Raw genomic sequence first — 26,501 nt, forward strand, 5'->3', positions numbered from 1 at the left:
CCTCGCCGATAGGCAGCGCCTTGCCGCGCGAGCGCGCCCGCAGGGCATCGGCCTCGGTCGGACTCACCAGCGGCACGCTATCGATGCTCGCGCCCGGGGTAGCTACCACGCCGCTCAGGAACTCGCCGTAAGCGTCGAGCAACATGGTGGCGGTGGATGCATCGTAGAGGTCGGTGGCGTACTCGGCGGACACCGTGAGCTGCCCGTCGTCGATGTTTACGAAGCAGGTGAGGTCGAGCTTGGCGAAGCCGGACTCTACGACCAAGCGCTCCTGCGTGAGCTCGCCGAAGCGGGTGTCCGCGCCCTCGTCGCTCTCCAACACGAACATGGTCTGGAACAGCGGGTTGGCGCCGAGGTCGCGTCCGGGCTGCAGCTCGGCCACCAGCACTTCGAAGGGCAAGGCCTGGTGATCGACGGCCGCCAGGGCCGTTGCGCGTACCCGCGCCAGGAGCTGTTCGAAGGACTCGGCGCCATCGAACTGCTCGCGAATGACGACGCTGTTCAGGAACAGGCCCACCATGGCGTCGGTCTGCGCCGGCGCACGGGAGGCCACCGGTGTGCCGACCCGCACGTCCGATTGCCCGCTCAGGCGGTAGAGCACGGCGAGGAAGGCGGCCAGCAACACCATGTACGGCGTCGCCTGGTGGCGGCGGGCGAGGGTCGCCACGGCACTCGCCAGGGCCGGATCCAGGCGGCGCTGCTGCCAACCGCCGCGCAGGCTGGCCCGCGTGGGGCGCCGAAAGTCCCCAGGCAGGGCGGCGCAGGAATCGTCCAGGTCGCTCAGCTTGTCCCGCCAGAACGCGAGCTGCGCGTCGCGATGGCGCTCGATTTGCTCGCGCTGCCAAAGGGCGTAGTCGCCGTAGTCCACGTCGACGACCGCCGGCAGGCCTTCGTCGCCGCCGCCGTGAGCGTAGGCCGTGGCCAACTCCCGGCGCAGTACGCCTAGGGACCACTCGTCCGCGATGATGTGATGTAGCACCAGCACCAACACGTGCTCGTGCGCGCCCAGGGCGATGAGCCCGGCCCGCACCAGCGGCCCCTGGGCCAGGGAGAACGGTTGCTGCACGAGTCTGCGGATCGCCTCGTGCTGGGCACCATCGACATCCGAGGCCTGGGACACATCGCGCGTATCGAGCACCAACGGCGAAGGAGGTGCCACGCGCTGCACGAGTTCGCTGCCGCGCACCTCGAAGGTGGTACGCAGGCTCGCATGGCGGTGGACCAGGATGTCCAAGGCCCTTTGCAGGGCGTCGCGGTCCAACGCGCCGCGCAGACGCAGGCCCAGCACCATGTGGTAGGCGGCACCGGCGCCGTGCAGTTGATCGAGGAAGTACAGGCGCGCCTGCGCGTAGGACGCGGGCGCCTCGGCGCGATCCTCGCGCGGCACCAGGGCAGGCACGTCGGCGCTCGCCGGCGCGGCGGACGCAGCGCTGCCCTGCAGGCGGCGCTTCAGGAGCTCGCGGCGTGCCGCGTCGAGGCGCTCGCGGCGATCATCGTTACCGGTGGCGTCGGCCATCTCCCGCGACCCGCCTAGGACTCGTCGAGGAGGCGTTCGACCTCCTCGTCTGAGAGCGACTCGATTTGCGCGATCAGCGCCGTCTCCACCGCCTGCGCCACCGCACCCAGCGTCGGAGCAGCGAAGAAACTCTGTAGGGGCAGCTCCACATCGAAGGCATCGCGGATCCGCGCGAGGGCCTGGATCGCCGTCAGAGAAGCACCACCGAGATCGAAGAAATCATCGTGCACGCCCACCTGCTCCACGCCGAGCAGCGCGCTCCACACGGCGGCCAGCTGCTGCTCCACTTCCGTGGCCGGTGCCACGAAGGGCCCTACACTCCCCGCACCTGCCAGCTCCCAGGGCTTGGGTAGGGCCTTGCGGTCCACCTTGCCGGTGGCCGCCAGGGGCATGGCGTCCAGGGGCACGAGGTAGGCCGGCATCATCTCGTCGGGTAGCGTCGTGGCGAGGTGCTGGCGCAGGGCCTCGTTCGACAGCGCGCCATCCGCAGCCGTGACGTAGAGCGCCAGACGCGCCTCGTCGCGCGCGGGCGGCTCGCGATAGCCCACCTCGCTCAGGATCTCGCGCACGCGACGGGTGTCGATCTCATCGTCGAGCTCGTGCAACGCTGCCTCGCGGGTCTTGTGGCGAAGGCGCACGTCCCAGCTGTAGGGCAGCGCGTAGTTGTGGTACCCGCGCTCCTTGCGGTGCACGTAGATACCCGCTTCGTTGATCAGGCAGTTGGTGGAACGCCCCGTGTCGACCGGTCGCTGCCAGGGCGTGTTCGTCTCCAGGTACGCGTACACCTCATCGAGGGGCACGTCCCAATAGCGGTAGAAGTCGACGAACTGGATCTGCTCGAAGACCCTGTCATCGTCGAAGGCGGAGACGTCCAGGTGCTGGGCGACGGCGTCGTCGATGCGATGGTAGACCTTGCGCGCATCAATGATGGCCCGCTCCACCTTGGTCACATCGAACTGGCGATGGCGGAACATCTCATCGAGGCGTGTCTCGAAGATCTGCCCGCGCGACAGGCCGGTGACGATGTAGCCGATGTTGCGTTGGCGCGCTTCGTTGATGGCGAGGGTGTAGATGGTCTTGAAGCAGCCGTGGCAGACGTTGCTGTGGCGACGCAGGCTGTCGGCGAAGATCGCGTTCATGTGCGGCGTGCGCGCCATCACCTGATCCACGCCGAGGGCCTTGGCCACCTGACGGGTGTTCTCGAGCGCCCCTTCCGAGATGAAGCCGTTGTCGAGGGTCAGCGCCAGGATCTTGAGGCCCATGGCGGCGACCTGATAGATCATATAGGTGCTGTCCTTGCCCCCGGAGAGGAGCACGATGCAATCGTAATCCCCTTGACGTTGGGCGCGCATCAGGCCTGCGATCTCCTCCAGCGCCTCGCGCGGCTGGAAGTAGGCCTGGGCCTCCACCGCGTGACGTTCGAAGGTCACGCACATGCTGCACACGTCCGCGTCGTTGAAGACGATCCCGGGGTAGTTCGAGGGCATGCCGCAGCGCTGACAGAAGCGCACGGGATCTTGCGCCGCGCGGTCGACCACCACCGCCACCGCCTGCCCCACCTGCGGGTGCGCCACGGCAGCCGCTTCCACCTCGGCGAGCTCGATACGCGCCCCGCGCACCTTTACCTGAGCGTCGCCGCGACCCAGATACTCGAGACGCCCATCCACGGTCCAGCGGCCGAGATCGCCCGTGCGATACACGCGCGCGCCGTCGAGAGCAGTCGCCTCGATGAAGCGTTGCGCCGTGAGTTCGGCCCGATTCACGTAACCGTCGGCGACGCCGACACCGCCGATGCAGATCTCACCGAGCAGTCCCGTCGGCACGGGATCGCCGTACTCATCGAGCAGGAAGATCTGGGCGTTGGCGATCGGTCGCCCGATCGGCACCGACGCGGCGATGTCCTGCTTCGCGTCGAAGCGGTGGATCATGCACCCGACGGTGGCTTCCGTCGGGCCGTACTCGTTGTAGAGCGCGAGCGTGTCGGGGAACTGATCGGACACGGCGCGGGCGAGGTCCGTCTTCAGGTCCTCACCGCCAAGGATCAGCGTACGGATTCCCTGCGCCTTGCCGCCGAGCTCTCGAATCAGCTCCAAGTGGGCCGGTGTGAGCTTGACCACGTCCACCGCATCGTCCTCGAAGACGCGCAGGACGGGCAGATCGTTGTCTCCCTCATCCAGATACACCACCACGGCACCGCCGCACAGGAGCGGCGTGTAGAGGCTGGTGACCGTGAGGTCGACGGCGAGGGACGTGTGCAGGGCGAAGTCCTTCGCACCGCCTTCACAGTACTGGCCGCGCGCCCACAGCAGGTAGTTGCTGAGAGCCGCGCGGGAGATCTGCACCCCCTTCGGCGTGCCGGTGGAGCCGGAGGTGTAGATCAGGTAGGCGAGATCTTGGGGCGCGCCGGCGGGCGTCACCGCCTCAGCGTGCTCGGGGGCAGCCGCTGCGTCGATGACCGGGTACTGCGACGGGAGACGTTCGCTCATCGACGGCGCCGCCAGCACCCCGGTGAGGCGCAGGGGTGAGTGCGACAGATCGTCTAGAATCGCGGCGAGGCGTGCCGGTGGATGGCGGATGTCTAGGGGTAGGTACGCACCCCCCACTCGCAGGCTTGCCAGCATCGCCACCAGCGCCTGGGGCGAGCGCGGCAGGGCCAGCGCCAGTACAGCCCCCGGACCGTGACCTTGCGCCAGCAGGTAGCTAGCGAGATCGTTCACTCGCTGATCGAGCTCGGCGTAGCTCCAGGTGAGCTCATCGCAACGAAGGGCCGGCGCGGTTGGCGTGCGGGCCACCTGCGCCCGGAACGCCTCGTCTACGTCGCCGGCCTGCACTAGCTCGGGATGCCGCGTGTCGTTGAAGGCAATCAGCTGCTGCTGGCGCTCGTTCGCCGTGGACAGGTTACAGCGCCGGATCGGCTGCTCCGACTCGCGGATCAGCGCGTCGATGATGGCGAAGAAGTGCTGCGCGAGCAGATCTTGGGCCGCCGGGGAGAACACGCCTTCGTTCGCATCCAGGTCGACGCAGAGCTCGCCCTGGCCATCGAAATCGTGGACTTGAATGCGCAGCTTGTGGGCAGCATCGCCAGCGCCCGCGTGCACCCAATCGGTGTCCATGTCGAGCCCGGGTGGCGCCTGCATGCGCGCGGTGACGAAATTCAGCAGGACGTCGTAGGCCGTGTTGCTCGCCGCCGTGCTGGTGCCGGGGAGCCCGTGGCGCAGCGTATCCACCACGGCTTGGCCCACCTTCGCCGCGAGGGACGAGAAGGTCTCGTCGGTCTCGACGTCCACCTTCAGCGGAAAGACCTCCATGTAGAGGCCCGGCGTGAGCTTGTCGCGCGCCGAGAGGCGGTTGTGCATCGGCACGCCGAGCCCCAGGCGCTTCGCCCCGCTGATCCGCTGCAGCAGAGCCAGGACCGCGGTGGCGGTCAGACGAAAGAGACTCAGCTCTTCGTTCAGCAGCTGCATGCCCGGCGCCATGGCGAGATCGCGCAGGGCGGCCGAGCGATCGGCGCCTAGGGGGAGGCGCAGGCGGCGCGTGCGCGAGTTGCGGCCGATGCCGCCCGTGGTGCCGTAGAAGGGCTGCCGATCGGCGGGCTTGGCGAGCAACGCCTCCCAGTAGGCCCGTGCGCTGGCGTAAGACTTGCGATCGCGCGCACTGCGCTCGCGGGCGACATAGTCCGCGTAGGCAGGCACCTCCGTCTCGCTCGACGCAGCACCCTCGTAGTGGGCGAACAAGCGCTCGCACAACAAGGCGGACGCCCAGGCGTCGCTCACCACGTGGTGCAGCTTCAAGAACCACACGTGGTGCGTCGGACCGATGCGCAGGAGCGCGCTCTCGTAGAGGCAATGCGACAGGGTGACGGGCACGCGGGCACGCTCGTGCACCCAGCGTTCGCAGGCCGCCTCGGCGTCGTCGCGGGAGGCGAAGTTCACCTGGTCGAGGGGCGGGAATTCGCTCGCCGCCAGCACCTGCTGCTGCGGCACGCTGTCCGCTTCGCGCAGCACCGTGCGCAAGGCGTCGCACTCGGCTACCAGGGCCTCGAACGCCCCCGCGAAACGCTCAGCGTCGAGGACGCCCTGCAGGCGGAAGGCGAACACCATGTTGTAGAGCGGCGAGGTGGGCTCCACCTGCTGCCCCATCCAGATCAGGAACTGGCTGCGCGTGAGGTTGCTGGCCGCCTCGATGTCGTCGATCCATCGACCGGTGAGGGCATCACCGGTCGACGTGTCGGCGGTCATTGCGTCGCGACCCCTTGGCGGGCTTCGAGGTAGGCCACGAGCACATCGACGGAGCGGAAGTTCTCGATCGTGATGTCCTGCGGCGGCACGGCGAGGCCGAGTTCGCTGTCGATGAAGGTCACCAGGCGCATGACGCCGAGGGAATCGAGGTAGCCGTCGACGAGCAGTTCGTCGTCGCCGCCGATGGTCACGTCGTCCTGGTCCGCCAGGAGATCGTCGTTGATGAAGTCGATTACTTGCTGTCGCATGGCATTCACTGTGCTCGCGCTTGACCCTCAAGCAGGCTGCGCGTTGTTGTTGTCGTGGTGGGCTTCGGCCGCTAGCCGTAGCGCACGTCGGTCCACCTTACCCGAGGTGGTGCGGGGAAACTCGTCGACGACGGTCAGGGCCACGGGCACCGCGTAGGCGGGCAGGCGTGCCTTGAGCGCGCGCTGCAGGGGCGCCGCCTCGAGCTCGCCGTCGGGCGCCTGGCGCGCCGAGGCGTGCACGGCGAGCGTGCCCGTGCCGTCGGTCACCGGGAACACGGCAGCCTCCTCCACGCCCTCGCACGCGGCGAGGGTGGCCTCGATCTCGTCGAGGTCGACGCGGCAACCGCGAGTCTTGATCAGGCGGTCCGCCCGGCCCAGGAAGTCGAAGTTGCCGTCGTCGCGTTGGATGACGATGTCACCGGTGCGGTAGAAGCGATCCGGCGAACACGCAGGGTAGCGCGCCACGTCGTGGTACGCCTTCGCCATCAGATCCTCACGATTCCAGTAGCCGCGCATCATGGTGGGTGCGCGGATCGCCAATTCGCCGGTCTCACCGGGTGTGACGCCCTGGCCGTCAGCATCGATCACCAGCGCCTCGACGTTGTCGTAGGGCGTGCCGATGGGCAGGGACGGCGCATCGTCCGCGGCGATCGGCGGCACGTAGTAGCGCGTGCAACCGTTCACCTCGGTCGGGCCGTATACGTTGCAGAAGGAGACGTGGGGCAGGAGTTGCTGCAGGCGGCGCAGGTGCTTGATGGTCATCGGCTCGCCGCCGAAGAGCACGCGCGTCAACGCCGGCAGGGGGCGCTCCTCGAGGGCCTTGCTCGTCACCAGCTGGATCAGGGCGAAGGGTACCGTGTAGAAGAGGCTCATGGCCTCCTCCTCCAGCAGCTGCGCAAGGCTCGCCGGCATGCGCGCATGCTCTTCGGGCACCATCACCATGGTGCAGGCCGCTAGGGCGCCGGCGAAGTAGTCGAGGGTGGAGAGATCGAAGTGCAAGGGAGCGTAGTTGCTGATGCGATCGTCGGGCACCAGCTGGTGCTCGGCCGCCGACACCTCCGCCCAGGCCATGGCACTGCGGTGGGAATGCATGATGCCCTTCGGCGTGCCCGTCGAGCCGGAGGAGTAGAGGATGTAGCAGGGATCCTGCTCGGTCACGGCCACCGGCGGCGCCTGGTCGCGCCCGCCCGCAGCGATCTGCGCCCAGGTGAGGCCATCGCCAGCCTCGCCCTCCACGCCGATCACGTGCTCGATCGCCTGCGTCGCCTCGGCGAGCTGCGCGAGCTGGCGCCGGCGACGTGGCTCGGTAATCAGGACTCTTAGGCCACCGTCTTCGACGATGAACGCGTGGCGCAGGGCCGGCGCGCCGGGATCGAGGGGCACGTAGGCAGCCCCGGCCTTCATGATGGCGTGGATGGCCACGGCGCACGCGACGCCCTTGCCGAGCAGCACGCCAACCCGATCGCCGCGACGCACGCCGCGCGCGACCAGCTCGTGGGCGAGGCCGTTGGCCTGACGCACCAGGGCCTCGTAGGTGAGCGCCTCGCCGCGACAGCGCACGGCGTCGCGCGACGGCTCGCGAGCCGCCGCGTCATCCACCAGGCGATGGAGCAGGTAGCGCACCTCGACCCCGCCCCGCCTACACGCCGAGCAGGCGAGCGATGACCTGGCGCTGAATGTCCGAGGTGCCGGAGTAGATCACGCCACCGGCCGCATCGCGCAGATCCCGCTCGACGCCCGCCTCGGAGAGATAGCCCCTGCCGCCGTGGATACGCATCGCATCGAGGCTGGAGGCGACGAAGGCTTCAGAGATGTGCAGCTTGGCGAGCGCCGCCTCCGCCGCCGACGCGCCGCCGTTGTCCATCGCCCAGGCGGCGCGGTAGAGCAGCAGGCGGGAGGTTTCCAGGCGCAGCTTCATCTCCGCCAGGCGGTTGGAGATGCTCTGGTAGTTGGCGATGGGTTGGCCGAACACCTCGCGCTTGCGGGCGAAGGTCACGCACTCGTCGAGCTGGCGCGCCATGGAGCCCACGTGGCTGGCGAAGATGAAACTCCGCTCCCACTCCATCGAGTGCTGGAAGATGCTCTGACCCGCGCCGATGGGGCCGAGCATGGCGTCCGCGGGCACACGGCAGTTCTCCAAGGTGAGCTCACCCATGGGCGCCGTGCGCAGGCCCATCTTCTGTTGCGGTTCGCCGCGGACGAAGCCTGGCGTGGTCGCTTCCACCAGGAAGGCCGACAGCCCCCACTGGCCAAGGGATGGGTCCGTGGTGGCGAACACCAGCGCTAGGTCGCAGGTGGGGCCCAGGCCGATGTAGGTCTTGTGGCCGTTGAGCACGTAGTCGTCGCCGTCGCGCTCAGCCACGGTGCGCAGGCCAAAGGCGTTGGAGCCGGAGGCTTCCTCGGTCATGCCGTGGGCGCCGATGAGCTGGCCGCCGGAGAGGCCCGGCAGGTAGCGTCGCTTCTGCTCGTCGGTGCCGAAGGTCTGGATCGGCTCCTGCACGGCCCAGATCTGGCCGTTGAGGCCAAGCGTCAGGCCGTTGTCCGGGCAACCGTAGCCGATCGCCTCGAGCACCATGATGGTGTCGACGGTGCTGAGGCCACGGCCGCCGTACTCGGTCGGCACGTTGAGGCCGAGGACGCCGAAGTCGGCGCACTTGTTCCAGTCGCCGCGCCAATCGCTTTCGTCCTTGGCGCCGCGGTGGTCGCGAGCCACGAGGTCCGCGCCGAGCTCTTTGCTGGCGAAGTCACGTGCCGCGTCGATGAGCTCCTGGCTCTGCGGGTCTACGGAGAAGTCCATCGTCTCTCGCTCTCAACTCTTCCCTGGATACCGAAGCCGTCAGCTCACCACGGCGGCTACCGCCCGGTCTACCTCGGCGAATTGATACGGGTTCAGGGGGTCGTCACTGATCGACTCGAGGTCGAGCTCGAGGCCGAGGTTGAACTGCTCAGCCCACTCCAGGGCCAGCTCTAGGGCCACGTGGTCCTCGAGGGCGAAGCCGGTGGAGTCGAAGACCGTGAGGCGATCCTGGTGGGCCTGCATGGTAGCGGCCTGCTTGGTGATCTGCAGCAGATCCGGGCCGATCTGGTCCGCCTCCAAGCGCTGGCACTCGCCTTCCTTCATCGCCTGGGGCGAGTAGTCGGGGCACACGAGGGCGCGCTGGAGCAGGGTGAGGGGTAGCTCGGTCTTACCGGGGAAGTCCGCGCCCACGGCGTTCACGTGCAGGCCCGGCTGGCAGTGGCCGTCGTCCACCACCGGGCCGGCGCCGGCGGCCACGGACGTGGCGGTGACGAGCATGTCCGAGCGCGCCAGGATCTGCGCGCCCGTGGCCGGCGCGATCTCCAGCGGTCGCGGCGACAGGCCCGCGACACGCTGGGCGAAGGAGGCCACGGCGGCCGGGTCCACGTCGTAGATCAGCACCTGCTCCAGGGGGAAGCAGCGGCTCAAAGCGTGCACGTGACACACGGCTTGCGCGCCGACACCGACGATGCCGAGGACGCGACTGTCCGGCCGCGCCAGAATCTGGCTCGCCACCGCCGAGGCCGCCGCCGTGCGCACGGCGGTGAGGAAGGTGGCATCGCTGAGGCCGATCAGATGGCCCGTGTCCGTGTCGTAGGCACCGACCGTGGAGAGGATCGTCGGCAGCTGGAAGGCGCTCGGGTTACGGGGGTGGTAGCCCACCATCTTCACCGTCACCCGACGCCCCGCCTCCATCACCGGCATCCACTCGATCAGGCCCACCCGCGGTTGCTCGTAGGTGTAGCCATCGCGCACGCGCACCTCGAAGCGCTGCGGGTCGAACTCGCGACAGGTCTCGGCCAAGCGTTCGATCATGCGGTCCATGATCTCGTCCAGTCCGACCTTGGCGACCAGCGCCGCGAGGTCCTGGCTTCTTATTATTCTCGTCTTCATGACCTGTCCCGGTTCCATCCTCAGAACCGCAAGGTGAACGTTGCCCTTAGCTGGCGCGGCTCCACCTGGTGAATGTGCACGTCTTCCACGCCCTCACCACTGCTGCCCACGCCGCAGACCGCTTGCGGGTCCGTGGGCAGGCAGGAGGCGAAGAAGTAGGAGATGTCCGGATCGTTGGAGTCGAAGAGGTTGAAGGCATCGACGGCCACTTCGAAGCGCTGGCGACGGTAGCCGGCACGCAGGTTAACCACCGAGGTGGAATCCGCCATCACACTGCCGTCTTCGGTCAGGGGGCTGTCGCCGAAGTGGCGGAAGTAGATACCGCCGAAGGGGCCGCTCGGCAGATCGAAGCTGAAGCCACTGGTGATCACCCGACCGACCGAGCCCGGGATCTCATCGCCGTTGTCGAACTCCGAGTCCGTGAAGGCGATGTCCGCGTCGAAGGTGAGGAACTCGTTGATGCGGTAGAAGTTGCTCCACTCCACACCGACGCGACGGGAGGACCCGCTCGGCTCGGTGGTGCCGGCATCACCGACGAACAACAGCTCCGAATCGAGCTCCAGCCACCAGACGGCAAGGGTGGATTGCAGGCCGGGGATGATCGCCGTGCGCACACCGATCTCCGCGCCGCGCGACTGCACCAGCGGCGTGACCGGATCGGCGGGCTCGCCGCTGGCCGGATCGATGCGCGTGACCGTGCCGCGGGCGTCGTTGCTGTGGAAGGCCTCGCCGGCGTTCAGGTAGATCTCCGTCTCACGGAAGGGGCCGAACACGAGGGTGGCCTTGGGCTGCACGAGGCCGTCGCTCTCATCGCCCACGTTGGCGGCGATGTTGCTCTCGTCGATGTCGAACCAGTACTGGTTGGCGCGCAGACCCAAGGTCGTGCGCATCCAGGGCGTGAGCTCGATGGTGGTGTCGGCGTAGACGCCGATGTTGGTCTGGCTGCCCTCGTCCTCACGCACGGTGGAGATCGGGTTACGGGCCTGGCTGCGCAGCAGCGCGACGTCGTAGATCTCATCGTGGCGCAGCTGCGTGCCCACGCGGGTGGTCCACGGGCGGCCGAACAGCTCGTTGGTGAACTCGTACTCGAAGTTACCGCCCACGATCAGGCGACGATCGCGCTGGGTGATCTGATCGCCGTTCTCGGGATCGTCGAGGAAGTAGGTGAAATTCGAGAACAGCTCGAAGTCCGAGGCGACGGCGTAGGCGTTGCCGCGGAAGCCGCCTCCATTAGGCGGATCACCGGCAAACTCGAAGTTGAGGCTGTAGCGCTCGCTCTCACCGCCGAGGGTGGGATCGATGTTACCTAAGGGGCTGATCAGGCCCTGCTCGATGGCGCGCGCGGGCACCTGATCCGTGGAGTTCCAGTCGGCCGCGTAGACGGATCCGGACAGGGACAGGAAGGTGTCGCCGACGTGGCCGGAGATGCGCGCAAAGGCGTTGAGCTTCTGGGCGTCGTTGTCGAGCTCCCAGGGGCCGTCGTACTGCTCCAGCTCCAGCGCGCCGAGGATGTTGGCATCGCCAGCAAACTGCTTCGAGCCGGCGAGCACCGCGCGGTAGAAGCCGAACTCGCCCACGGTGGCTTCGATGACAGGCGCCGCCAGGGAGTCCTTCAGGTTGTAGCGCGCGTAGCCGGCGGACGAGAAGTCGCCGATGTCCGCGTAGTAAGGGCCCTTGCCGAAATCGACCGTCTGCACCAGCTCGGGGATGATCGGGTTGAGGTCGAGGTAACCCTGACCGTGGCCATGGGTGGGCAGGTTGAGCGGAATACCGTCGACGAAGCCCGCAAAGTCCGTGCCGTGGTCGAGGTTGAAGCCGCGCAGGAAGTACTGGTTTGCCTTGCCGGGCCCGGAGTGTTGGGTCACGGCGGCGCCGGGAATCGCTTCGAGCAGCTCACCCACGCGCAGGGTGGGGCGCGCCGCGAGGTCGTCCTGGCCGATGAATCCCTGGGACGCCGATGAGGCGACGCCGATCAGGCTCGTGGAGCGGCCGGTGACGACCACCTCTTCGTCCACTTCCTCTTCGTGGGCGTGGGCGCCGACGGCGCTCAACAGGGAAGCGGTGAGTATCACGCTGGCGATGTGCCGCAGCGCAATAGGAGAGCTCGAGTTCGCAGTAACGTCGTCCGGTCTGGCGCCGGATACTTGGGCAAAACGCACGTCCGTGTCCTCTGTGTGATTCGTGCCTGGTCCTTATTCGTCCGCCAGGCCGCGTCCGATCCTTGTGAGTCCCACTCTACGGCCAAGATGTGGCATTAAGGCGACGAACGGTCGTTTATACGCGAACAACGACGGCAGTCCTGCCGTAGCGACAGCTATTGCGGCGGTTATGTTCGATCGGTGGGCGTTTCGGCAACCAACGCCGCTAGGCGAGCGTTAACAGAGGGGATGCAGGGACGCGATGAGACGCTCGATTTCCGAGGGCGTATTGAAATAATGCACGGACGCTCGCACCACCGCCGTGAGACCCCGGCGCTCGAACCACACCAGGTTGCCGGACCCGCTCGCGACGGACACGTTGACCCCGCACTTGCCCAGGCCCGCCTTGATCGCCTCCGCCTCGCGCCCCGCGACGGTGAAGGTGACGATGCCGCAGCGCTCATGACCACCGTCCACCACGTCCACCCCAGGGACGGTGCCCAAGGCGCTGCGCAGAGCCTCGGCGAGTTCCTGCACCCGCGAATAGATCGCGGGCAGGCCGAGGTCACAGGCGTAGCGCATGGCCACGGCGAGGCCGGCCTGGCCGGCGCAGTAGCGCTCCCAGCATTCGAAGCGGCGCGCGTCGTCGCGCATCGTGAACCGCTCCGGCGAGGTCAGAACGGCGGCATGCTGGTCGAGAAAGGGCGGGTCCAGGCGATCCAGGAACTCGCGCCGTACATAGAGCAGGCCCGTGCCCCGCGGACCGCGCAGGTACTTCCGCCCGGTGCCGGAGAGCATGTCGCAGCCGAGCGCTTGCACATCCACCGGCATCTGGCCGAGGGACTGGCAGGCATCGAGGAGGTAGGGCACGTCGTGGGCACGCGCCAGGGCGCCCACCTCAGCCGCCGGGTTCACTAGGCCGTTGCCCGTGGGCACGTGACTCAGGGCGATCAGCTTCACCGGTCGGCTGCGATCGCCCAGGCGACGCTCCAACCAACCCAGATCCACCACCCCAGCCTCGTCATCGGCCATGAACTCGACGGCAAAGCCTCGACGCGCGGCCTGGTGCTGGAGCGCGATCACGTTGGAGCCGTACTCGCTGAGCGGCGCCAGCACCGTATCGCCCGATCCTAAGGCCAGACCGTAGAAGGCCATGTTCCACCCGCGGGTCGCGTTTTCCACGTAGGCGACCTCCTCCGTCCGGCAGTTCAGCAGCTCCGCGGCGGCCAGGTAGAAGTCTTCGAGCTCGTGGCGCCGCGTGGCCTCCACCTCGTAGCCACCGCGCCGCTCTTCGTCGCGCAGCCAATCCGTAAGGCGATCCACCACTCGCGCGGGCATCAGCGACGCACCGGCGTTGTTGAAGTGGCAGCTGTGCTCCAGCCCGCGCGTATCGCGGCGCACGCGCGCCAGGGGGAATTCGCTCACGCCGTCTTCTCCTGCGAAGGGGTGGGTGGCGACGCCGGACGCCGCAGAATCACCACGTTGCCGAGGAGGGCCAGTGACACCCCCGCCAGCAGCCAAGGCGTCACCGCGAGGCCCTCGAACAGCGCCGACAAGATCAGGGCCACGATCGGGAACATGACCACCACGTACCCGGCCCGATGGGCGCCGATGCGGCCGAGCAGGGTGAGGTAGGTGCCGAAGGCGATGACTGAGCCGAACACCGCCAGGTACACCAATGAGATCACGTAGGCGGGGGAGGTATCGAAGGTGAATTCATCCCCGCGCAGGAGGGCGAACAGGAGTTGGCCCAGGGCGCCATAGGCCATACCCCAGGCGTTGCTCTGCACGACCGGCAGCGACTGGCGAGATCCCCACTGGGCCGCCATGTTGCCGAAGGAGGCGATCGTCGCCCCGAGCAGCGAGTACATGACCCCGAGCATGACGCTGCCGCTGAAACCCGTGGTCGCCAGCTCCGGCCAGAACAGCACCACGACGCCCGCCAGCCCCAAGACCGCACCCCACCACACCCTGGCCTCGATGTGGGTGCCGAAGATGAGGCGTGCGTTGATGATGTTCATCCACAGAAGCATGGAGAACAGGATGGCATTCAGAGCGGAGCTGATATGGAACTGCGCCTGGTAGGCCGCTGCGTAGTTAAGACCGAACAGGAGCAGACCGAGGAGCAGGAACACGCGATGGGCGCGCCACCCGAAGGCCATCGGCAGGCCACGCCACCAGCACCAGGCGAAGAGCACGGCCGCGGCCAGCACGTAGCGGTAGACCAGCGACACCGCCGGACTCACCTCACCGAGCTGAAACTCGATGGCGAACCAGGTCGACCCCCAGATCAATACCGATGATAGGTAGAGGAAGAGGTCGCTCACGCGCCTCGCTCGCTCAGGAACTCACGCAGGGCCACCCCTGTGAGCGACGCCCGCTTACGGGCCGCCACCGCCTCCGGCGTGCCCCGGGCCACGATGCGCCCGCCCCCTTCCCCGCCCTCGGGGCCGAGGTCGATCACCCAGTCCGCCTCGGCGATCACGTCCAGGTTGTGCTCGATCACGATCACCGTGTTGCCCGCATCCACCAGGCGGTGGAGCACGCGGATCAGCTTCTCCACATCGGCCATGTGCAGGCCCACGGTAGGCTCGTCGAGCACGTAGAGCGTGCGCGGCAGGGTGCGACGTGAGCGCCCGCCCGGCGCGGCGCGGGCGAGCTCGAGCTGCTCGATGCTCGGCGCCTTCGCCAGCTCCGTCACCAGCTTGATCCGCTGTGCTTCGCCGCCGCTCAGGGTGGGGCTGCGTTGGCCGAGGGTGAGGTAACCCAAGCCCACGTCCTGCAGCAGGGTCAGGGTCTTGAACAGCTTCGGATGGGACTCGAAGAAGGGCGCCGCCTCATCGATGCTCATCGCCAACACGTCGGCGATACTGCGCTCACGGTAGCGCACGGCGAGGGTCTCGCTGTTGAAGCGCGCGCCTTCGCAGCGCTCACAGCGCACTTCCACGTCCGGCAGGAAGTTCATCTCCACCTTGCGCACGCCCTGCCCTTCACAGGCCTCGCAGCGCCCGCCGCGCGTGTTGAAGGAGAAGCGGCTCGGCTGATAGCCGCGGATGCGTGCCTCGGCCGTGTCCGCATAGAGGCGACGGATGTAGTCGAAGATGCCGACGTAGGTGGCCGGGCAGGACCGTGGGGTCTTGCCGATCGGTGTCTGATCCACCTCCAGCACGCGATCGACGTGCTCCGTCCCGTCCAGAGACTCGCAACCGAAAAGCGTCGGCGCCTTACGCTTGCGACGCCCCGCCGCAGCGATGAGATTCGTCAGGTTACGGTAGAGCACGCCACGGACGAGGCTGCTCTTGCCGCTGCCGCTCACGCCGCTCACGCACACCAGGCGCTGGAGCGGCAGGTCCACGCTCACATCGCGCAGGTTGTTCGTGTGCGCGCCGGCGATGCTGAGGAACTGCTCCGCCTTGGGTCGCCGCGCCATGAGCGGATGCACCAGGGGGTTGGCAAGCAGCTGCCCGGTGACCGAGCGCTTGGCCTTCGCCACCTGCTTCGGCGTGCCCTGGGCCACGAGCTCACCGCCCCGGGAGCCAGCGCCGGGCCCTAAGTCGATCACATGGTCGGCAGCGCGGATCGTGTCCTCATCGTGCTCCACCACCACCACCGTGTTGCCCTTGCGCTGGAGTTGCTGGAGCGTGTCGAGGAGCATGGCGTTGTCGCGCGCGTGCAGGCCGATGGTGGGTTCGTCCAGGATGTAGCACACGCCGCGCAGGTTCGAGCCGAGCTGGGACGCCAGGCGCAGGCGCTGCGCCTCGCCACCGCTCAAGGTGGGCGCGGGGCGATCGAGGGCCAGGTAGCCGAGGCCCACCTGCTGCATGAAGTCGAGGCGCGCACGCAGCTCGGTGAGCACGTCGCGGGCGATATCCTCGTCGCGGCCGCTCAGCTTCAGGCGATTGAAGAAGGTGCTCGCCGCACCGACCGAGAGCCCCGCGAGGTCGGCGATCGAATGGTCGCGGAAGCGCACACTGAGCGCTTCGCGGCGCAGGCGTTGACCATCGCAGCTGGGGCACACGTCGGGTTCCCCGTCGTCGGCCGCCGCTTCCGCCACCCAACTGACCTCTTCACCGCTGGCCTCCTCGTCGAAGTCGCGCAGCACCTGACCGGTGCCGAAGCAGCCCTCGCACCAGCCATGGCGCGAGTTGTAGGAGAACAGGCGCGGGTCGAGTTCCGGGAAGCTCGTGCCGCAGCCGGGGCATGCGCGCCGGGTGGAGTAGAGTGCCTCGTCGGCTCGGGTCGCAGCCGTGGCCTTTTTTCTGCCTTTTTTGGGCGCGGCATCAGCCACGGGCGCGATGCGGGCGAGACCGCCGCCGTGCTCCATCGCCTCGCGCAAGGCGTCGCGCAGGGTCTCACGATTACCGGCCTGCACCTTGAGCTGGCGCACGGGCAGATCGATGTCGTGCTCCTGGAAGCGCTTCAGGCGCGGCCAATCGTCGGTGGGCGTCAGCACGCCGTCGACGCGCAGCTGCTCGTAACCCTTACCCGACGCCCACTTGGCCAGGTCCGTGTAGTAGCCCTTGCGCGCCACCACCAGCGGGGCAAGCACGCTCACCTCCTGGCTGCGGTAGCGCGACAGCACCTGGCCGAGCACCGCGTCGAGGGTTTGCGGCTCGATCGCAAGGCCACAATCCGGGCAGTGGGCGGTGCCGAGCTTCACGAACAGCAGGCGCAGGAAGTGGTAGAGCTCGGTCATGGTGGCGACCGTGCTCTTGAAGCCGCCGCGGCTCGTGCGCTGCTCGATCGCCACGGTGGGCGGGATGCCGTGGATAGCGTCCACGTCCGGCCGCGTGGAGGGCTGCACGAATTGGCGTGCGTAGGCGTTCAAGGACTCGAGGTAGCGACGCTGCCCCTCGCCGAACAGGATATCGAAGGCGACCGTGCTCTTGCCGCTGCCGCTGACGCCGGTGATCACTGTGAATCGATCGCGCGGCACTTCCACGTTCACACCCTTGAGATTGTGCTCACGGGCGTTGCGGATACCGATCGCCTGGGCGCGCTTGGCACGCGCCGGTGCTTTCCTGGCGGCGGCAGGTGAGCGCTTGGCTTTGGCGGCGGCGCGCAGGGCCGCGTCCGCGTTGCGCAGAGACGTGCCTGTGTGTGAGTCACGCGCCTTGCGTACGGCCGCCGGGGTACCGGCGAACACGACCTCGCCGCCAGCGCTGCCGCCCTCGGGCCCCAGGTCGACCAACCAATCGGCCGCGTTGATCACATCGAGATTGTGTTCGATCACGACCAGCGACCCGCCGTCCTCCACGAGGGCAGCGAAGGCGCGCAACAGCACGCTCACGTCTTCGAAGTGCAGGCCCGTGGTGGGCTCATCGAAGAGATACAGGGTGGTGAGGCCATCACCCACTCGCTTGCGTGAGCGGCGGCGCTTGGCCGCCTCGGCGAGGTGGCCCGCCAACTTGAGCCGTTGCGCTTCACCGCCGCTCAAGGTGGGTACCGGTTGGCCCAGGCGCACGTAGCCGAGACCGACGTCGACCAGCGGCGCCAGGGCGCGCTGCACGTCGGGTTGGGCGGCGAACACGGTGAGCGCGTCTTCGGCGGTGAGCTCGAGCACGTCAGCGATGTTCCAGGAGGCATCGTCGTCGTCGTCCTCCCGTGACCAGCGTACCTCGAGCACATCCTCGCGGTAGCGCTTGCCGTCGCAGGTGGCGCAGCGCAGGTAGACGTCGCTCAGGAACTGCATCTCCACGTGCTCGAAGCCGTTGCCGCCGCACTCGGGGCAACGACCGTCGCCAGCGTTGAAGCTGAAGGTACCTGCCGTGTACTCCCGGGCCTGGGCCAGGGGCGTGGCGGCGAAGAGCTTGCGGATGCCGTCGAGGGCGCCGACGTAGCTGGCCGGGTTGGAGCGGGTGGTCTTGCCGATGGGCGACTGGTCCACCAGCACCACATCACGCAGCTGCTGCGCGCCCTCGATCGCCTCGTGCGCGCCGGGCAGCTCCGTGGCGCGACCGAAGTGCTTGGACAGCGCGCGGTACAGCACGTCGTGGATGAGGGTCGACTTGCCCGACCCACTCACACCCGTCACGCACACCAAGCGGCCGAGCGGCAGGCTCACGTCGACGCCGCGCAGGTTGTGCTCGCCCGCGCCCACGATGCGCAGGTCCTCGAGATCCTCGCGACGCAGCCCTGGCGCGTAGGGCGTGGTGTCCGGTGGCTCGCCGCGCAGGTGCGGGGCCGTGGCGCTGCGGGTCGAGCGCAGGAGCTGGGTCGGCGTGCCCTCGAAGACGACGGTGCCACCGCGCTCCCCAGGGCCGGGACCGATGTCGATGATGCGATCGGCAGCCCGGATTACGTCGGGATCGTGCTCCACCACGAGCAAGGTGTTGCCGGCATCGCGCAGGCGGTGCAGCACCTGGACCAGGCGATCGACGTCGCGCGCGTGCAGGCCGATGCTCGGCTCGTCGAGCACGAACAAAGCGTTGACCAGAGACGTACCTAATGCCGTCGTCAGGTTGATCCGCTGCACTTCGCCGCCGCTCAGGGTGCGCGACTGGCGATCGAGGCTGAGGTAGCCGAGCCCCACGTCGCCTAAGAACTTCAGGCGCGAGCGGATCTCCTCGTAGAGCAGCTCCATGGCGTCGTCGGCCTCGCCCGCCATGGCCTCGAAGAAGGCGCCGAGGTCGTCGAGGCTGAGCTGCATGAGGTCGTGCACGCAGAGCCCCGGCAGCTGCTCGCGCTGCTCGCGCGGCAGGAGAGGCAGATCGAGCTCGTCGCTATCGACGGGTTGGAAGCGCTCGGCGGGCGGCAGCACCGCATCGGCCTGCTCGCGCGTCCCCAGGCGCCAGGCCAGGGCCGTGCGCTTGAGGCGCGCGCCGCCGCAGCTCTGGCAGGTGTCGTAGCTGCGGTAGCGCGAGAGCATCACGCGCACGTGCATGCGGTAGGCGCGGCCCTCGAGCCAATCGAAGAAGCGGCGCACGCCGTACCAGTGACCGCCGTCCCAGTCGCCGTCGCCCTCGATCACCCACTCGCGCTCGGCATCCGTAAGATCGCGCCAGGGGGTGCGCATGTTGAGGCCCACGCGCTTGGCGTGCTTCGCGAGGTCGCGTTGGCACTCGCGGTAGCTCTTGCTGGTCCAGGGCTTGATCGCGCCCTCGGCCAGGGAGAGCGACTCGTTGGGAATCACCAGCGTGTAGTCGATGCCCATCGTGCGGCCGAAGCCGCGGCAGCTGTCGCAGGCGCCGATCGGCGAGTTGAAGGAGAAGGTGTTGGGGATGGGCGTCTCGTAGTCGAGATCGCAGTGGGCGCAGTGGAACTGGTCCGAGTAGTGCGCGGTGTCCGCCGCCTCGCCGTCGTCGTCCAGGAGGCGCACGAAGGCGCGGCGGCTGCCCCGACGCAGGGCCGCTTCCAGGGCCTCCACCAGGCGACCGCGGTTGTCGGCCCGCAGGCGAAGGCGATCCTGGATCACCTCCAGACGGTCGTCGCCGACGGCCGCGTAGCGCGTGTAGCCCTGGGCCTTGAGCAGGGCCTCCACCTCTTCCTGGGTGAAGTTCTCCGGCACACGCACGTGGAATCCGACGATCGCCCGCGCGTCGGCATAGGTCTCGATCAACTCGCCCGCCGCCTGCACGGGATCGTCCTTGCGCACGGGCCGGGCGCAGCCCTCGCAGTAGAGCTTCGCCATGCGCGCGAACAGGAGCTTCAGATGATCGTTGAGCTCGGTCATCGTGCCCACGGTGGAGCGCGAGGTCCGCACGGGGTTGGTCTGATCGATGGCGATCGCCGGCGGGATGCCCTCGATGCGCTCGGCGCGCGGCTTGTCCATGCGATCGAGGAACTGGCGCGCGTAGGGCGAGAAGGTCTCGACGTAGCGCCGTTGCCCTTCGGAGTACACCGTATCGAAGGCGAGCGAAGACTTGCCCGAGCCGCTCACGCCGGTGACGACGATGAGCTGGCCCAGGGGCAGATCGATGTCGACACCCTTCAGATTGTTCTGACGGGCGCCGCGAACGAGGATGGCGTCTTGGGTCATGGCGCTCGCGAGGGCCGCACGGAGGACAGGCGACGATAGGGGGGCGGTCCGCAGCCGGTCAAGGCTTGACACGGGGCGGTCAGGCGCCGCGTTTTCCGCGATAATCCCGCCTTTCTCAGCGCAGTCAGCAAAGCAGGAGTTCGGACCCGTGAACGACGTCGTACGCTTGGAGTGGCCGAGCCCACAGATCGGCCTGATTCGCGTTGCCAACCCGCCCGTGAACGCTATCTCCCACGCCGTGCGCCTGGGGTTGGTGGCCGCGGTGGAAGAGGCCGCCAAGCACGGCCACGCCAAGATGTTGGTGCTCGCCTGCGACGGCCGCACCTTCATGGCCGGCGCCGACATCCGCGAGTTCGGCAAGCCCTGGGAGCCGCCCGGATTGCCCGAGGTGGTGGACGCCCTCGAGGCCTCCACGCTGCCGATCGTGGCGGCGATTCATGGCAATGCCCTCGGTGGCGGCCTGGAGATTGCGCTCGGCTGCCACTACCGCGTGGCCGCCGCCGGCGCGCGCCTCGGCTTCCCCGAGGTCAACCTCGGCCTGATCCCGGGCGCCCAGGGCACGCAGCGAGCGCCGCGCCTGATGGGGGTCAGCGAAGCCCTCACCATGATCGTCACGGGCAAGCCGATCCGCGCCGAGCGCGCGGCCGAGTTGGGCCTGATCGACGCCGTGGTGGCCCTGGAGGACGGCGAGGACGCCCCCATCGCGGCCGCGATGGCGTTCGCCGAGGCGCGCCAGGATCAGGCCGCCCGTCGCCTGAGGGAGGTGCCCGTGCCGGATATTGCGCAGGCCCCAGCGGTGCTGGGCGCCGTTCGCTCACGGCTCGAGCGTGAGGCACCCGGGCAGACGGCACCCGCCTTCGCCGTGCAAGCGGTCGAGGCGGTGGTGGGCCACGGGACCGACGGCACGCGAGCCGCCTTCGACGCCGGCGTCGCCGTGGAGCGCGACCTGTTTCAGCAGGCCCTCGCCTCGCCCCAATCCGCGGCCCTGCGCCACATCTTCTTCGGCGAACGCGAGGTCGCCCGCGTCCCCGGCGTCAGCCGCGACACCCCCGTGCGCGAGATTCGCCAAGCGGCGGTGATAGGTGGTGGCACCATGGGCACGGGCATCGCCATGTGCCTGCTCGACGCTGGCATCGAGGTCTGCCTGGTGGAGCAGGATTGGCCGCTCTTGACCAAGGCAATCAACACCATCCAGGCTCAGTACGAACGCGCTGTGGCAAAGGGCCGGCTCCCCGAGGCCGTGGCCGGCCAACGGATCCGTCAGCTACGCGGTGAACGCGATCTCGCCGCCCTGGGCGAGGTGGACCTCGTGATCGAGGCCGTCTTCGAAGACATGTCCCTCAAGCAGGACATCTTCCGCCGCCTCGATGGCGTATGCCGCGACGGCGCGATCCTCGCGACCAACACCTCGACCCTGGACGTGGACGAGATCGCCGCCGTGACCTCACGCCCCGGCGACGTGGTGGGCCTGCACTTCTTCAGCCCCGCCAACGTGATGCGCCTGCTGGAGATCGTGCGCGGTGCCAAGACCAGCGAGGAGGTGCTGGCCACGTCGCTGAAGCTCGGCAAGCGCCTGCGCAAGGTGAGCGTGGTCGCCGGCGTATGCCGCGGCTTCATCGGCAACCGCATGGTCGACCCCTACCTGCGCGAGATGAACCAGCTGCTGCTCGAAGGCGCGTCCCCGAGCGAGATCGACGCGGCGATGGAGGGTTTCGGCTGGGCCCTCGGCCCCTGCAAAGTGAGTGATCTGGCCGGTATCGACGTCGGCTATCGAATTCATCAGCATCTGCCGGAGAAGCCGGCGGACCCAGGCTTCTTCGTGCTGGAGGGCGCCCTCGTCTCGCGAGAGCGCTTGGGACAGAAGTCAGGCGCAGGCTTCTACCGCTACGAACCCGACGCGCCCTACAAGGCCGTGCCGGACCCGCAGGTGGATGCGCTCATCGAGGAGACCGCCGCCGACCTCGGTATCGCGCGCCGGTCGATCGATGCTGAGGAGATCATCGAACGCTGCATGCTCGCCCTGATCAACGAGGGCGCCCGCGTGCTCGACGACGGCATCGCCCTGCGTTCGGTGGATATCGACATCGTGTACGTGAACGGCTACGGCTTCCCCGCCTGGCGCGGCGGGCCGATGTTCCACGGCGATACGCTGGGACCGAAGCACGTGGCCGAGCGCCTGCGCGCCCTGGGCGAACGGCTGGGCAACGAGCACGGCTACTACGACGTGGCCCCCCTGGTCGAACGGCTGGCCGAGTCTGGAGAGCAGTTCCAGTCGATCAAGGCACCGGGGCTGAAGTAGGACACGGCCGCTCGCGTAACGCCCGGCGCGCGGCCGGCAACGTGAGGACATCTGGAAACTTCGAAACAGGATGTCCTCACATGATCGACCTCCACTTCTGGCCGACCCCCAACGGCTTCAAGATTCTGATCTTCCTCGAGGAGAGCGGGCTCGACTATGAGCTCAAGCCCGTACACATCGGCCGCGGCGAGCAGTTCGCGCCCGAGTTTCTCGCCATCTCGCCGAACAACAAGATGCCCGCCATCGTGGACAATGCGCCGGCGGATGGCGGTGCGCCTATCTCCGTGTTCGAGAGCGGCGCGATCCTCAACTACCTGGCGGAGAAGGCCGACGCCTTCGCGGGCGATCACCCTCGGCAGCGCATTCAGGTACAGGAGTGGCTGTTCTGGCAGGTGGGTGGCTTGGGTCCCATGGCCGGTCAGAACCACCACTTCTCCGCCTACGCGCCGGAGACGATCCCCTACGCCGTCGAGCGGTACGTCAACGAGACCGCCCGCCTCTACCGGGTGCTCAACACGCGCCTCGAGGGGCGCGAGTTCCTGGCCGGCGACTACAGCGTGGCGGACATGGCCGCCTACCCCTGGGTGCGCTCCTGGAAGAAGCAGCAACAGCAGATCTCGGACCACCCGGCGCTCGCCGCATGGAAGACGCGCATCGAGACGCGGCCGGCCGTGCAGCGCGCCTATGAGATCGGCAAGCAGGTGAGCGATCAGCCGCTGATGGACGATGAGGCGAAAAGGCAGCTCTTCGGCCAGCGTTAGCGCGCGGGAGCGAACGACGTTACTAGGATCAGACCAGAAGCCCGATCGAGGCGGTCGCTACGCGTTGTAGAATAGTCGTTTCGACGACGACGGCACGATGCCCCTATGCCTGATCTGATCCTCGTTCGCCACGGACAGGCGAGCTTCAACACGGCCGACTACGATCGCCTCTCGCCCCTCGGCACGCAGCAGGCGCAGGCCCTGGCCCGCTTCTGGCTGTCGCAGGAGATGGCCTTCGACGAGGTGCTCACCGGTACCCTCGCCCGCCAGCAGCAGACGGAGCGAGCCTTTGCCCGCGTGTACGAAGAGGCGGGCATGACTTGGCCCACCCCCTCGCAGTTGCAGGGTCTCGACGAGTTTCCTGCGGAGAAGGTGGTGCGCAAGCTCACGCCCGAGCTCTGCCTGCGCGATCGCCAGGTGCGCCGACTCTACCGTCGCTACGCGCGCGGTGGCGATGACGCGGACGAGGCGTTGATGGGCTTGGTGATGCGCGTGTGCGAGTACTGGGCACGGGGCAAGGTCGCCACCCCGGTATCCCCAAGTTGGCCGCAGTTCCGCCAGCAGGTGGAAGACGTGCTGCGCGCCCTGCGCCAGCGCGCGACCGAAGGCCGTCGGGTGCTTGCCGTGACGTCCGGCGGGGTGATCAGCGTGGCGATGCAGTTGGTCAGCGGCGAATCACTGGAAGAGGCAATCGCGCGCAACTGGGACATCCCGAACGCCTCGCGCACGGCGTTTTGCAACACTCCGGACACCGGTGGCCTCCATCTCACGGAGCGTGCCGCGGTGGATCACCTGGAGGATGCGCTGCAGACCCTGCGCTAGGGCGTCCTGTTCCTAGGCGAGCTCTCGCTCACGGCGGCGGCGTCCCACGGGCTGTGCCGCGAGCTCCGCACCCACCTGATCGACCAGGATTGGGTTGCCATCGGGATCGGTCAGGAAGAAGTGGGAGCCGAAGGTGTCGTCGGGCACCTCTACGCCGTTGCCACGCAGGCCGTCGATCACCCGGTCGAGGCTGGTGGGGCGGAAAGTGAGTACGTTGCGCGGGAACATGCCCTGGAAGAGGCCGATACGCGCCGAGCCGTTTGACAGCACGACCCAGTTGTCGTCGCGGTGATCGTCCACCACCTCAAAGCCCAAGCTGCGATAGAACGCCAGCGAGTCTCCGAGGTCTCGAACGGAGAGACTTAAGGAGAAGGGACCCAGCTGCATACGTGTACTCCTGCCACAAAGAGGCGAGAACGCACCTCGCGTTCCAATCCCCTCTGTCGGTGCGTTTGACAGAAGCTTTAGGCAAACGGCGCTTAGTTGATAACCAGGTCACAAGCAGGGCGGCGAGGGCCGTTGCTCCGCGTGACGAGAGTGCGAACGAATTAACGGTTCTGCGGGCCAGCAGTACGCGACCATGCGTTGGCGGGCGTCCCGCCCCGCGCGTGGCTTCGGGCAATCCCGAACAGCAACTACACACAGCTCACCAAGAGGTGCGACAGATGAGTGCGGTTCCCCTCGGCGTGCCCGGCTCGTCGGCCGACGTAGGCAGCGACGGCAGCGACGGCCCGATCCACGGCCGCCCCGGTTTGCGAATCACCCTGGGGGGCGAGGAACTGCAGCGCGTCGCCCTGGACAAGCGCATCGTGACCATCGGCCGACATCCGGACAACGACATCGTGCTCGATGCCGACGGCGTCAGCCGTCACCATCTGCAGATCATCACGGTGCAGGGCGAGAGCCTGGTGGAGGACCTCGGCAGCCGCAACGGCACCTACGTCAACAACGCCTGGATGCGTGTGCGCCAGCTGCGCAGTGGCGATGAAATCGTGGTGGCCAAGTTCCGCCTACGCTTCATGCGTTGCGAACCCGATGCCGGGTTCGACGTGGACCAGCTCCTTCGACGCTGGGGCCTGGCCTCAGCCCGCAGCCGCGCCATTCCCACCGTGTGCTCCACCTGCGGCGCCACCCGCAGCGCCTGAAACGAAACGGGGCGGGCACCAGTCACCCGGCACCCGCCCCGCTCGAGGCGATGACTTAAGCGGAGATTTAACGTCCGCGCAGGGCCGCGCGCAGCTGCGCCTCGCGATCAATCTCGGACTGCACGTGATTGACCCACTGGCGAGCCAGCTGGGCCGAGCGATCATCCTTGGTCGCCTCGCGGAAGGACTTCAGCGATTCCTGATAGTTCTTCTCGTTGAAGTGCGCCATCCCAAGCAGCACGTTAACCGCGTCCCGACGCTTCAGCGAACCCTTGCGCAGAGCCTCATTCGCCGCATCGATAGCGTTGTCGTACTGATCCAGGTTGAAGTAGGTCTGAGCGAGGCGGTAATCCATCTCACCGCCGCTGGTCAGGCTGGCAGCACGCTGCAGGGGCGTGATGGCCTTCTCGTCTTCCGCCGCGAGCATCCAGGCCTGGGCGAGCAGACGGTTGTTGCGCTCGTCGCTCTCGACCATCTTCGTGTTGTTGATGCCGTCGTCGAGAATCTTGGCTGCCTTGTAGGGGACGCCAGCCTGCATGAACAGCTGAGCGAGGGTCACCACTTCGCTGCCGCGGCTCAGGAAACCCTGCTTGAAGGCGATCTCGTAAGCCGCCAGCTGGTTCTTCTCCTGACCGAGCTCGCCGTACACGCCGGAGAGCTGAATCCAGTATTCCTTCTTCGGCCAGGTAGTGATCAGGGTCTCGAGCACGGCGAGCATGTTCGGGAAATCACCCAGCTCGTAGTAGAAGGTGCGCAGCAGGAGGTACCAGTTTTCCTTGACCTCCGTGCCGCGCTCCTGGGCCAGGGCGATGCCGTCCTGACAGGGCACGATGGCCTCGCGATAGCGCTTTTTTGCCGCCTCGCCGTCCAGATTGGCCGCCTGCTGGTACATGCCCTGGCAGAGCAGGATGTAGGGATCCGGACCGGGGTTGAGGGCCACCTTGAACCAGTCCTTCAGGTATTTGACGGCCCCGTCGTAGTCCTCGGTGACGAAACTCAGCTGGGCCAGGGTGTAGATCGTGGATACCTGCAGGGCCTCGGGCGGATCCTGCTTGAGCACGTTCTCGTACGCGCGGCGGGCGCCCGAGTAGTTCTCCTGCTGGAAGTAGACGTAGCCGTAGAAGGTCCACATCTGGGCCAGCTCGTAGGTGTTCAGATCCTTCATCTTCTCGAGCTGCGCGAGCTTGGCCAGGGCACCGGCGGAGTTTTCCTCCTCCTCCAGCAATGCCTGGGCTTCGGAGAGCAGGGTGTAGACCTTCTCCCGCATCGCAGGGGTCTTCTTGGTCTCTCGCTCGCCATCATCCTGAGCGAAGGCCGCGGTCGTCAGTGCCAGAAGCAATGTGATGAGTAGGGTGCGAAGAGTCATTCCGTAAGCCTCGATACGTCCGTGGACGTGAAAAAACTGTCTAGCCCTTGGAACCTCGCGGCTGGCGCGAGGTTCCACCA

The 26,501-nt window shown here is 67.6% G+C and carries 16 protein-coding genes; 4 read left to right on the top strand and 12 right to left on the bottom strand.

Translation table 11 applies throughout. From position 1 onward, the window contains the following. The 10 genes from AAF184_06675 to uvrA all read right to left on the bottom strand — a co-directional run. Positions 1–1,516: condensation domain-containing protein (locus AAF184_06675; protein ID MEO0422000.1), on the bottom strand; the 1,516-nt coding region annotated here is incomplete at its 3' end. A gap of 14 nt (positions 1,517–1,530) precedes the next feature. Beyond that, a complete protein-coding gene (locus AAF184_06680; GenBank protein ID MEO0422001.1) occupies positions 1,531–5,754 on the bottom strand; it encodes an amino acid adenylation domain-containing protein in 4,224 nt (1,407 codons plus the stop codon). Further along, complete coding sequence (locus AAF184_06685) at positions 5,751–6,002, bottom strand: acyl carrier protein (protein MEO0422002.1); 252 nt, start codon at positions 6,000–6,002, stop codon at positions 5,751–5,753. The genes AAF184_06680 and AAF184_06685 overlap by 4 nt, the downstream gene beginning before the upstream one ends. 27 nt (positions 6,003–6,029) lie before the next feature. After that, positions 6,030–7,625: an amino acid adenylation domain-containing protein gene (locus AAF184_06690; protein ID MEO0422003.1), complete on the bottom strand. Its 1,596-nt coding sequence runs from the start codon at positions 7,623–7,625 to the stop codon at positions 6,030–6,032. 16 nt (positions 7,626–7,641) lie between these two features. After that, on the bottom strand, positions 7,642–8,799 hold the full coding sequence (locus AAF184_06695) for an acyl-CoA dehydrogenase family protein (GenBank protein MEO0422004.1): 1,158 nt from the start codon (positions 8,797–8,799) through the stop codon (positions 7,642–7,644). Positions 8,800–8,838: 39 nt separating this feature from the next. Next, entirely contained in the window at positions 8,839–9,912 is a 1,074-nt protein-coding gene (locus AAF184_06700) for an ornithine cyclodeaminase family protein (protein ID MEO0422005.1), read from the bottom strand. A gap of 20 nt (positions 9,913–9,932) precedes the next feature. Then, positions 9,933–11,984 carry a TonB-dependent receptor gene (locus tag AAF184_06705; GenBank protein MEO0422006.1) on the bottom strand — a complete coding sequence of 684 codons (2,052 nt, stop codon included), beginning with the start codon at positions 11,982–11,984 and terminating at the stop codon, positions 9,933–9,935. 303 nt (positions 11,985–12,287) lie between these two features. Beyond that, positions 12,288–13,475: an aminotransferase class V-fold PLP-dependent enzyme gene (locus AAF184_06710; protein ID MEO0422007.1), complete on the bottom strand. Its 1,188-nt coding sequence runs from the start codon at positions 13,473–13,475 to the stop codon at positions 12,288–12,290. Continuing rightward, positions 13,472–14,377 (bottom strand): EamA family transporter, encoded by a 906-nt coding sequence (locus AAF184_06715; GenBank protein ID MEO0422008.1) that lies wholly within the window; start codon positions 14,375–14,377, stop codon positions 13,472–13,474. Before AAF184_06715 ends, AAF184_06710 begins: the two co-directional genes overlap by 4 nt. Then, complete coding sequence (gene uvrA, locus AAF184_06720) at positions 14,374–20,028, bottom strand: excinuclease ABC subunit UvrA (protein MEO0422009.1); 5,655 nt, start codon at positions 20,026–20,028, stop codon at positions 14,374–14,376. The genes AAF184_06715 and uvrA overlap by 4 nt, the downstream gene beginning before the upstream one ends. Positions 20,029–20,176: 148 nt before the next feature. Here uvrA and AAF184_06725 point away from each other — a divergent pair, with 148 nt between their 5' ends. From AAF184_06725 to AAF184_06735, 3 genes are all read left to right on the top strand, one after another. After that, a complete protein-coding gene (locus tag AAF184_06725) occupies positions 20,177–22,327 on the top strand; it encodes a 3-hydroxyacyl-CoA dehydrogenase NAD-binding domain-containing protein (GenBank protein MEO0422010.1) in 2,151 nt (716 codons plus the stop codon). Positions 22,328–22,407: 80 nt separating this feature from the next. After that, the gene (locus AAF184_06730; GenBank protein ID MEO0422011.1) at positions 22,408–23,088 is read left to right on the top strand and encodes a glutathione S-transferase N-terminal domain-containing protein; all 681 of its coding nucleotides are present in this window, start codon (positions 22,408–22,410) and stop codon (positions 23,086–23,088) included. Between the two features lie 105 nt (positions 23,089–23,193). After that, positions 23,194–23,910: a histidine phosphatase family protein gene (locus tag AAF184_06735; GenBank protein MEO0422012.1), complete on the top strand. Its 717-nt coding sequence runs from the start codon at positions 23,194–23,196 to the stop codon at positions 23,908–23,910. Between the two features lie 12 nt (positions 23,911–23,922). On the opposite strand, the gene AAF184_06740 is transcribed toward AAF184_06735, so the two are convergent. Further along, a complete protein-coding gene (locus AAF184_06740) occupies positions 23,923–24,297 on the bottom strand; it encodes a VOC family protein (protein ID MEO0422013.1) in 375 nt (124 codons plus the stop codon). Positions 24,298–24,575: 278 nt separating this feature from the next. On the opposite strand from AAF184_06740, the gene AAF184_06745 reads away from it, so the two are divergent. Then, a complete protein-coding gene (locus AAF184_06745; GenBank protein MEO0422014.1) occupies positions 24,576–25,055 on the top strand; it encodes an FHA domain-containing protein in 480 nt (159 codons plus the stop codon). 67 nt (positions 25,056–25,122) lie between these two features. On the opposite strand, the gene AAF184_06750 is transcribed toward AAF184_06745, so the two are convergent. After that, positions 25,123–26,421, bottom strand: coding sequence for a tetratricopeptide repeat protein (locus AAF184_06750; protein MEO0422015.1), 1,299 nt, complete (start codon positions 26,419–26,421; stop codon positions 25,123–25,125). Positions 26,422–26,501: the final 80 nt, after the last annotated feature.

The organism is Pseudomonadota bacterium, assembly GCA_039815145.1.
GTDB lineage: Bacteria > Pseudomonadota > Gammaproteobacteria > Steroidobacterales > JBCBZW01 > JBCBZW01.

What these genes read in the sequence shown, in the direction of transcription:
- AAF184_06685 (MEO0422002.1), bottom strand. Translation starts at nt 6,002, where the DNA reads ATGCGACAGCAAGTAATCGACTTCATCAACGACGATCTCCTGGCGGAC.
- AAF184_06695 (MEO0422004.1), bottom strand. Translation starts at nt 8,799, where the DNA reads ATGGACTTCTCCGTAGACCCGCAGAGCCAGGAGCTCATCGACGCGGCA.
- AAF184_06700 (MEO0422005.1), bottom strand. Translation starts at nt 9,912, where the DNA reads ATGAAGACGAGAATAATAAGAAGCCAGGACCTCGCGGCGCTGGTCGCC.
- AAF184_06740 (MEO0422013.1), bottom strand. Translation starts at nt 24,297, where the DNA reads ATGCAGCTGGGTCCCTTCTCCTTAAGTCTCTCCGTTCGAGACCTCGGA.
- uvrA (MEO0422009.1), bottom strand. Translation starts at nt 20,028, where the DNA reads ATGACCCAAGACGCCATCCTCGTTCGCGGCGCCCGTCAGAACAATCTG.
- AAF184_06730 (MEO0422011.1), top strand. Translation starts at nt 22,408, where the DNA reads ATGATCGACCTCCACTTCTGGCCGACCCCCAACGGCTTCAAGATTCTG.
- AAF184_06750 (MEO0422015.1), bottom strand. Translation starts at nt 26,421, where the DNA reads ATGACTCTTCGCACCCTACTCATCACATTGCTTCTGGCACTGACGACC.
- AAF184_06680 (MEO0422001.1), bottom strand. Translation starts at nt 5,754, where the DNA reads ATGACCGCCGACACGTCGACCGGTGATGCCCTCACCGGTCGATGGATC.
- AAF184_06735 (MEO0422012.1), top strand. Translation starts at nt 23,194, where the DNA reads ATGCCTGATCTGATCCTCGTTCGCCACGGACAGGCGAGCTTCAACACG.
- AAF184_06745 (MEO0422014.1), top strand. Translation starts at nt 24,576, where the DNA reads ATGAGTGCGGTTCCCCTCGGCGTGCCCGGCTCGTCGGCCGACGTAGGC.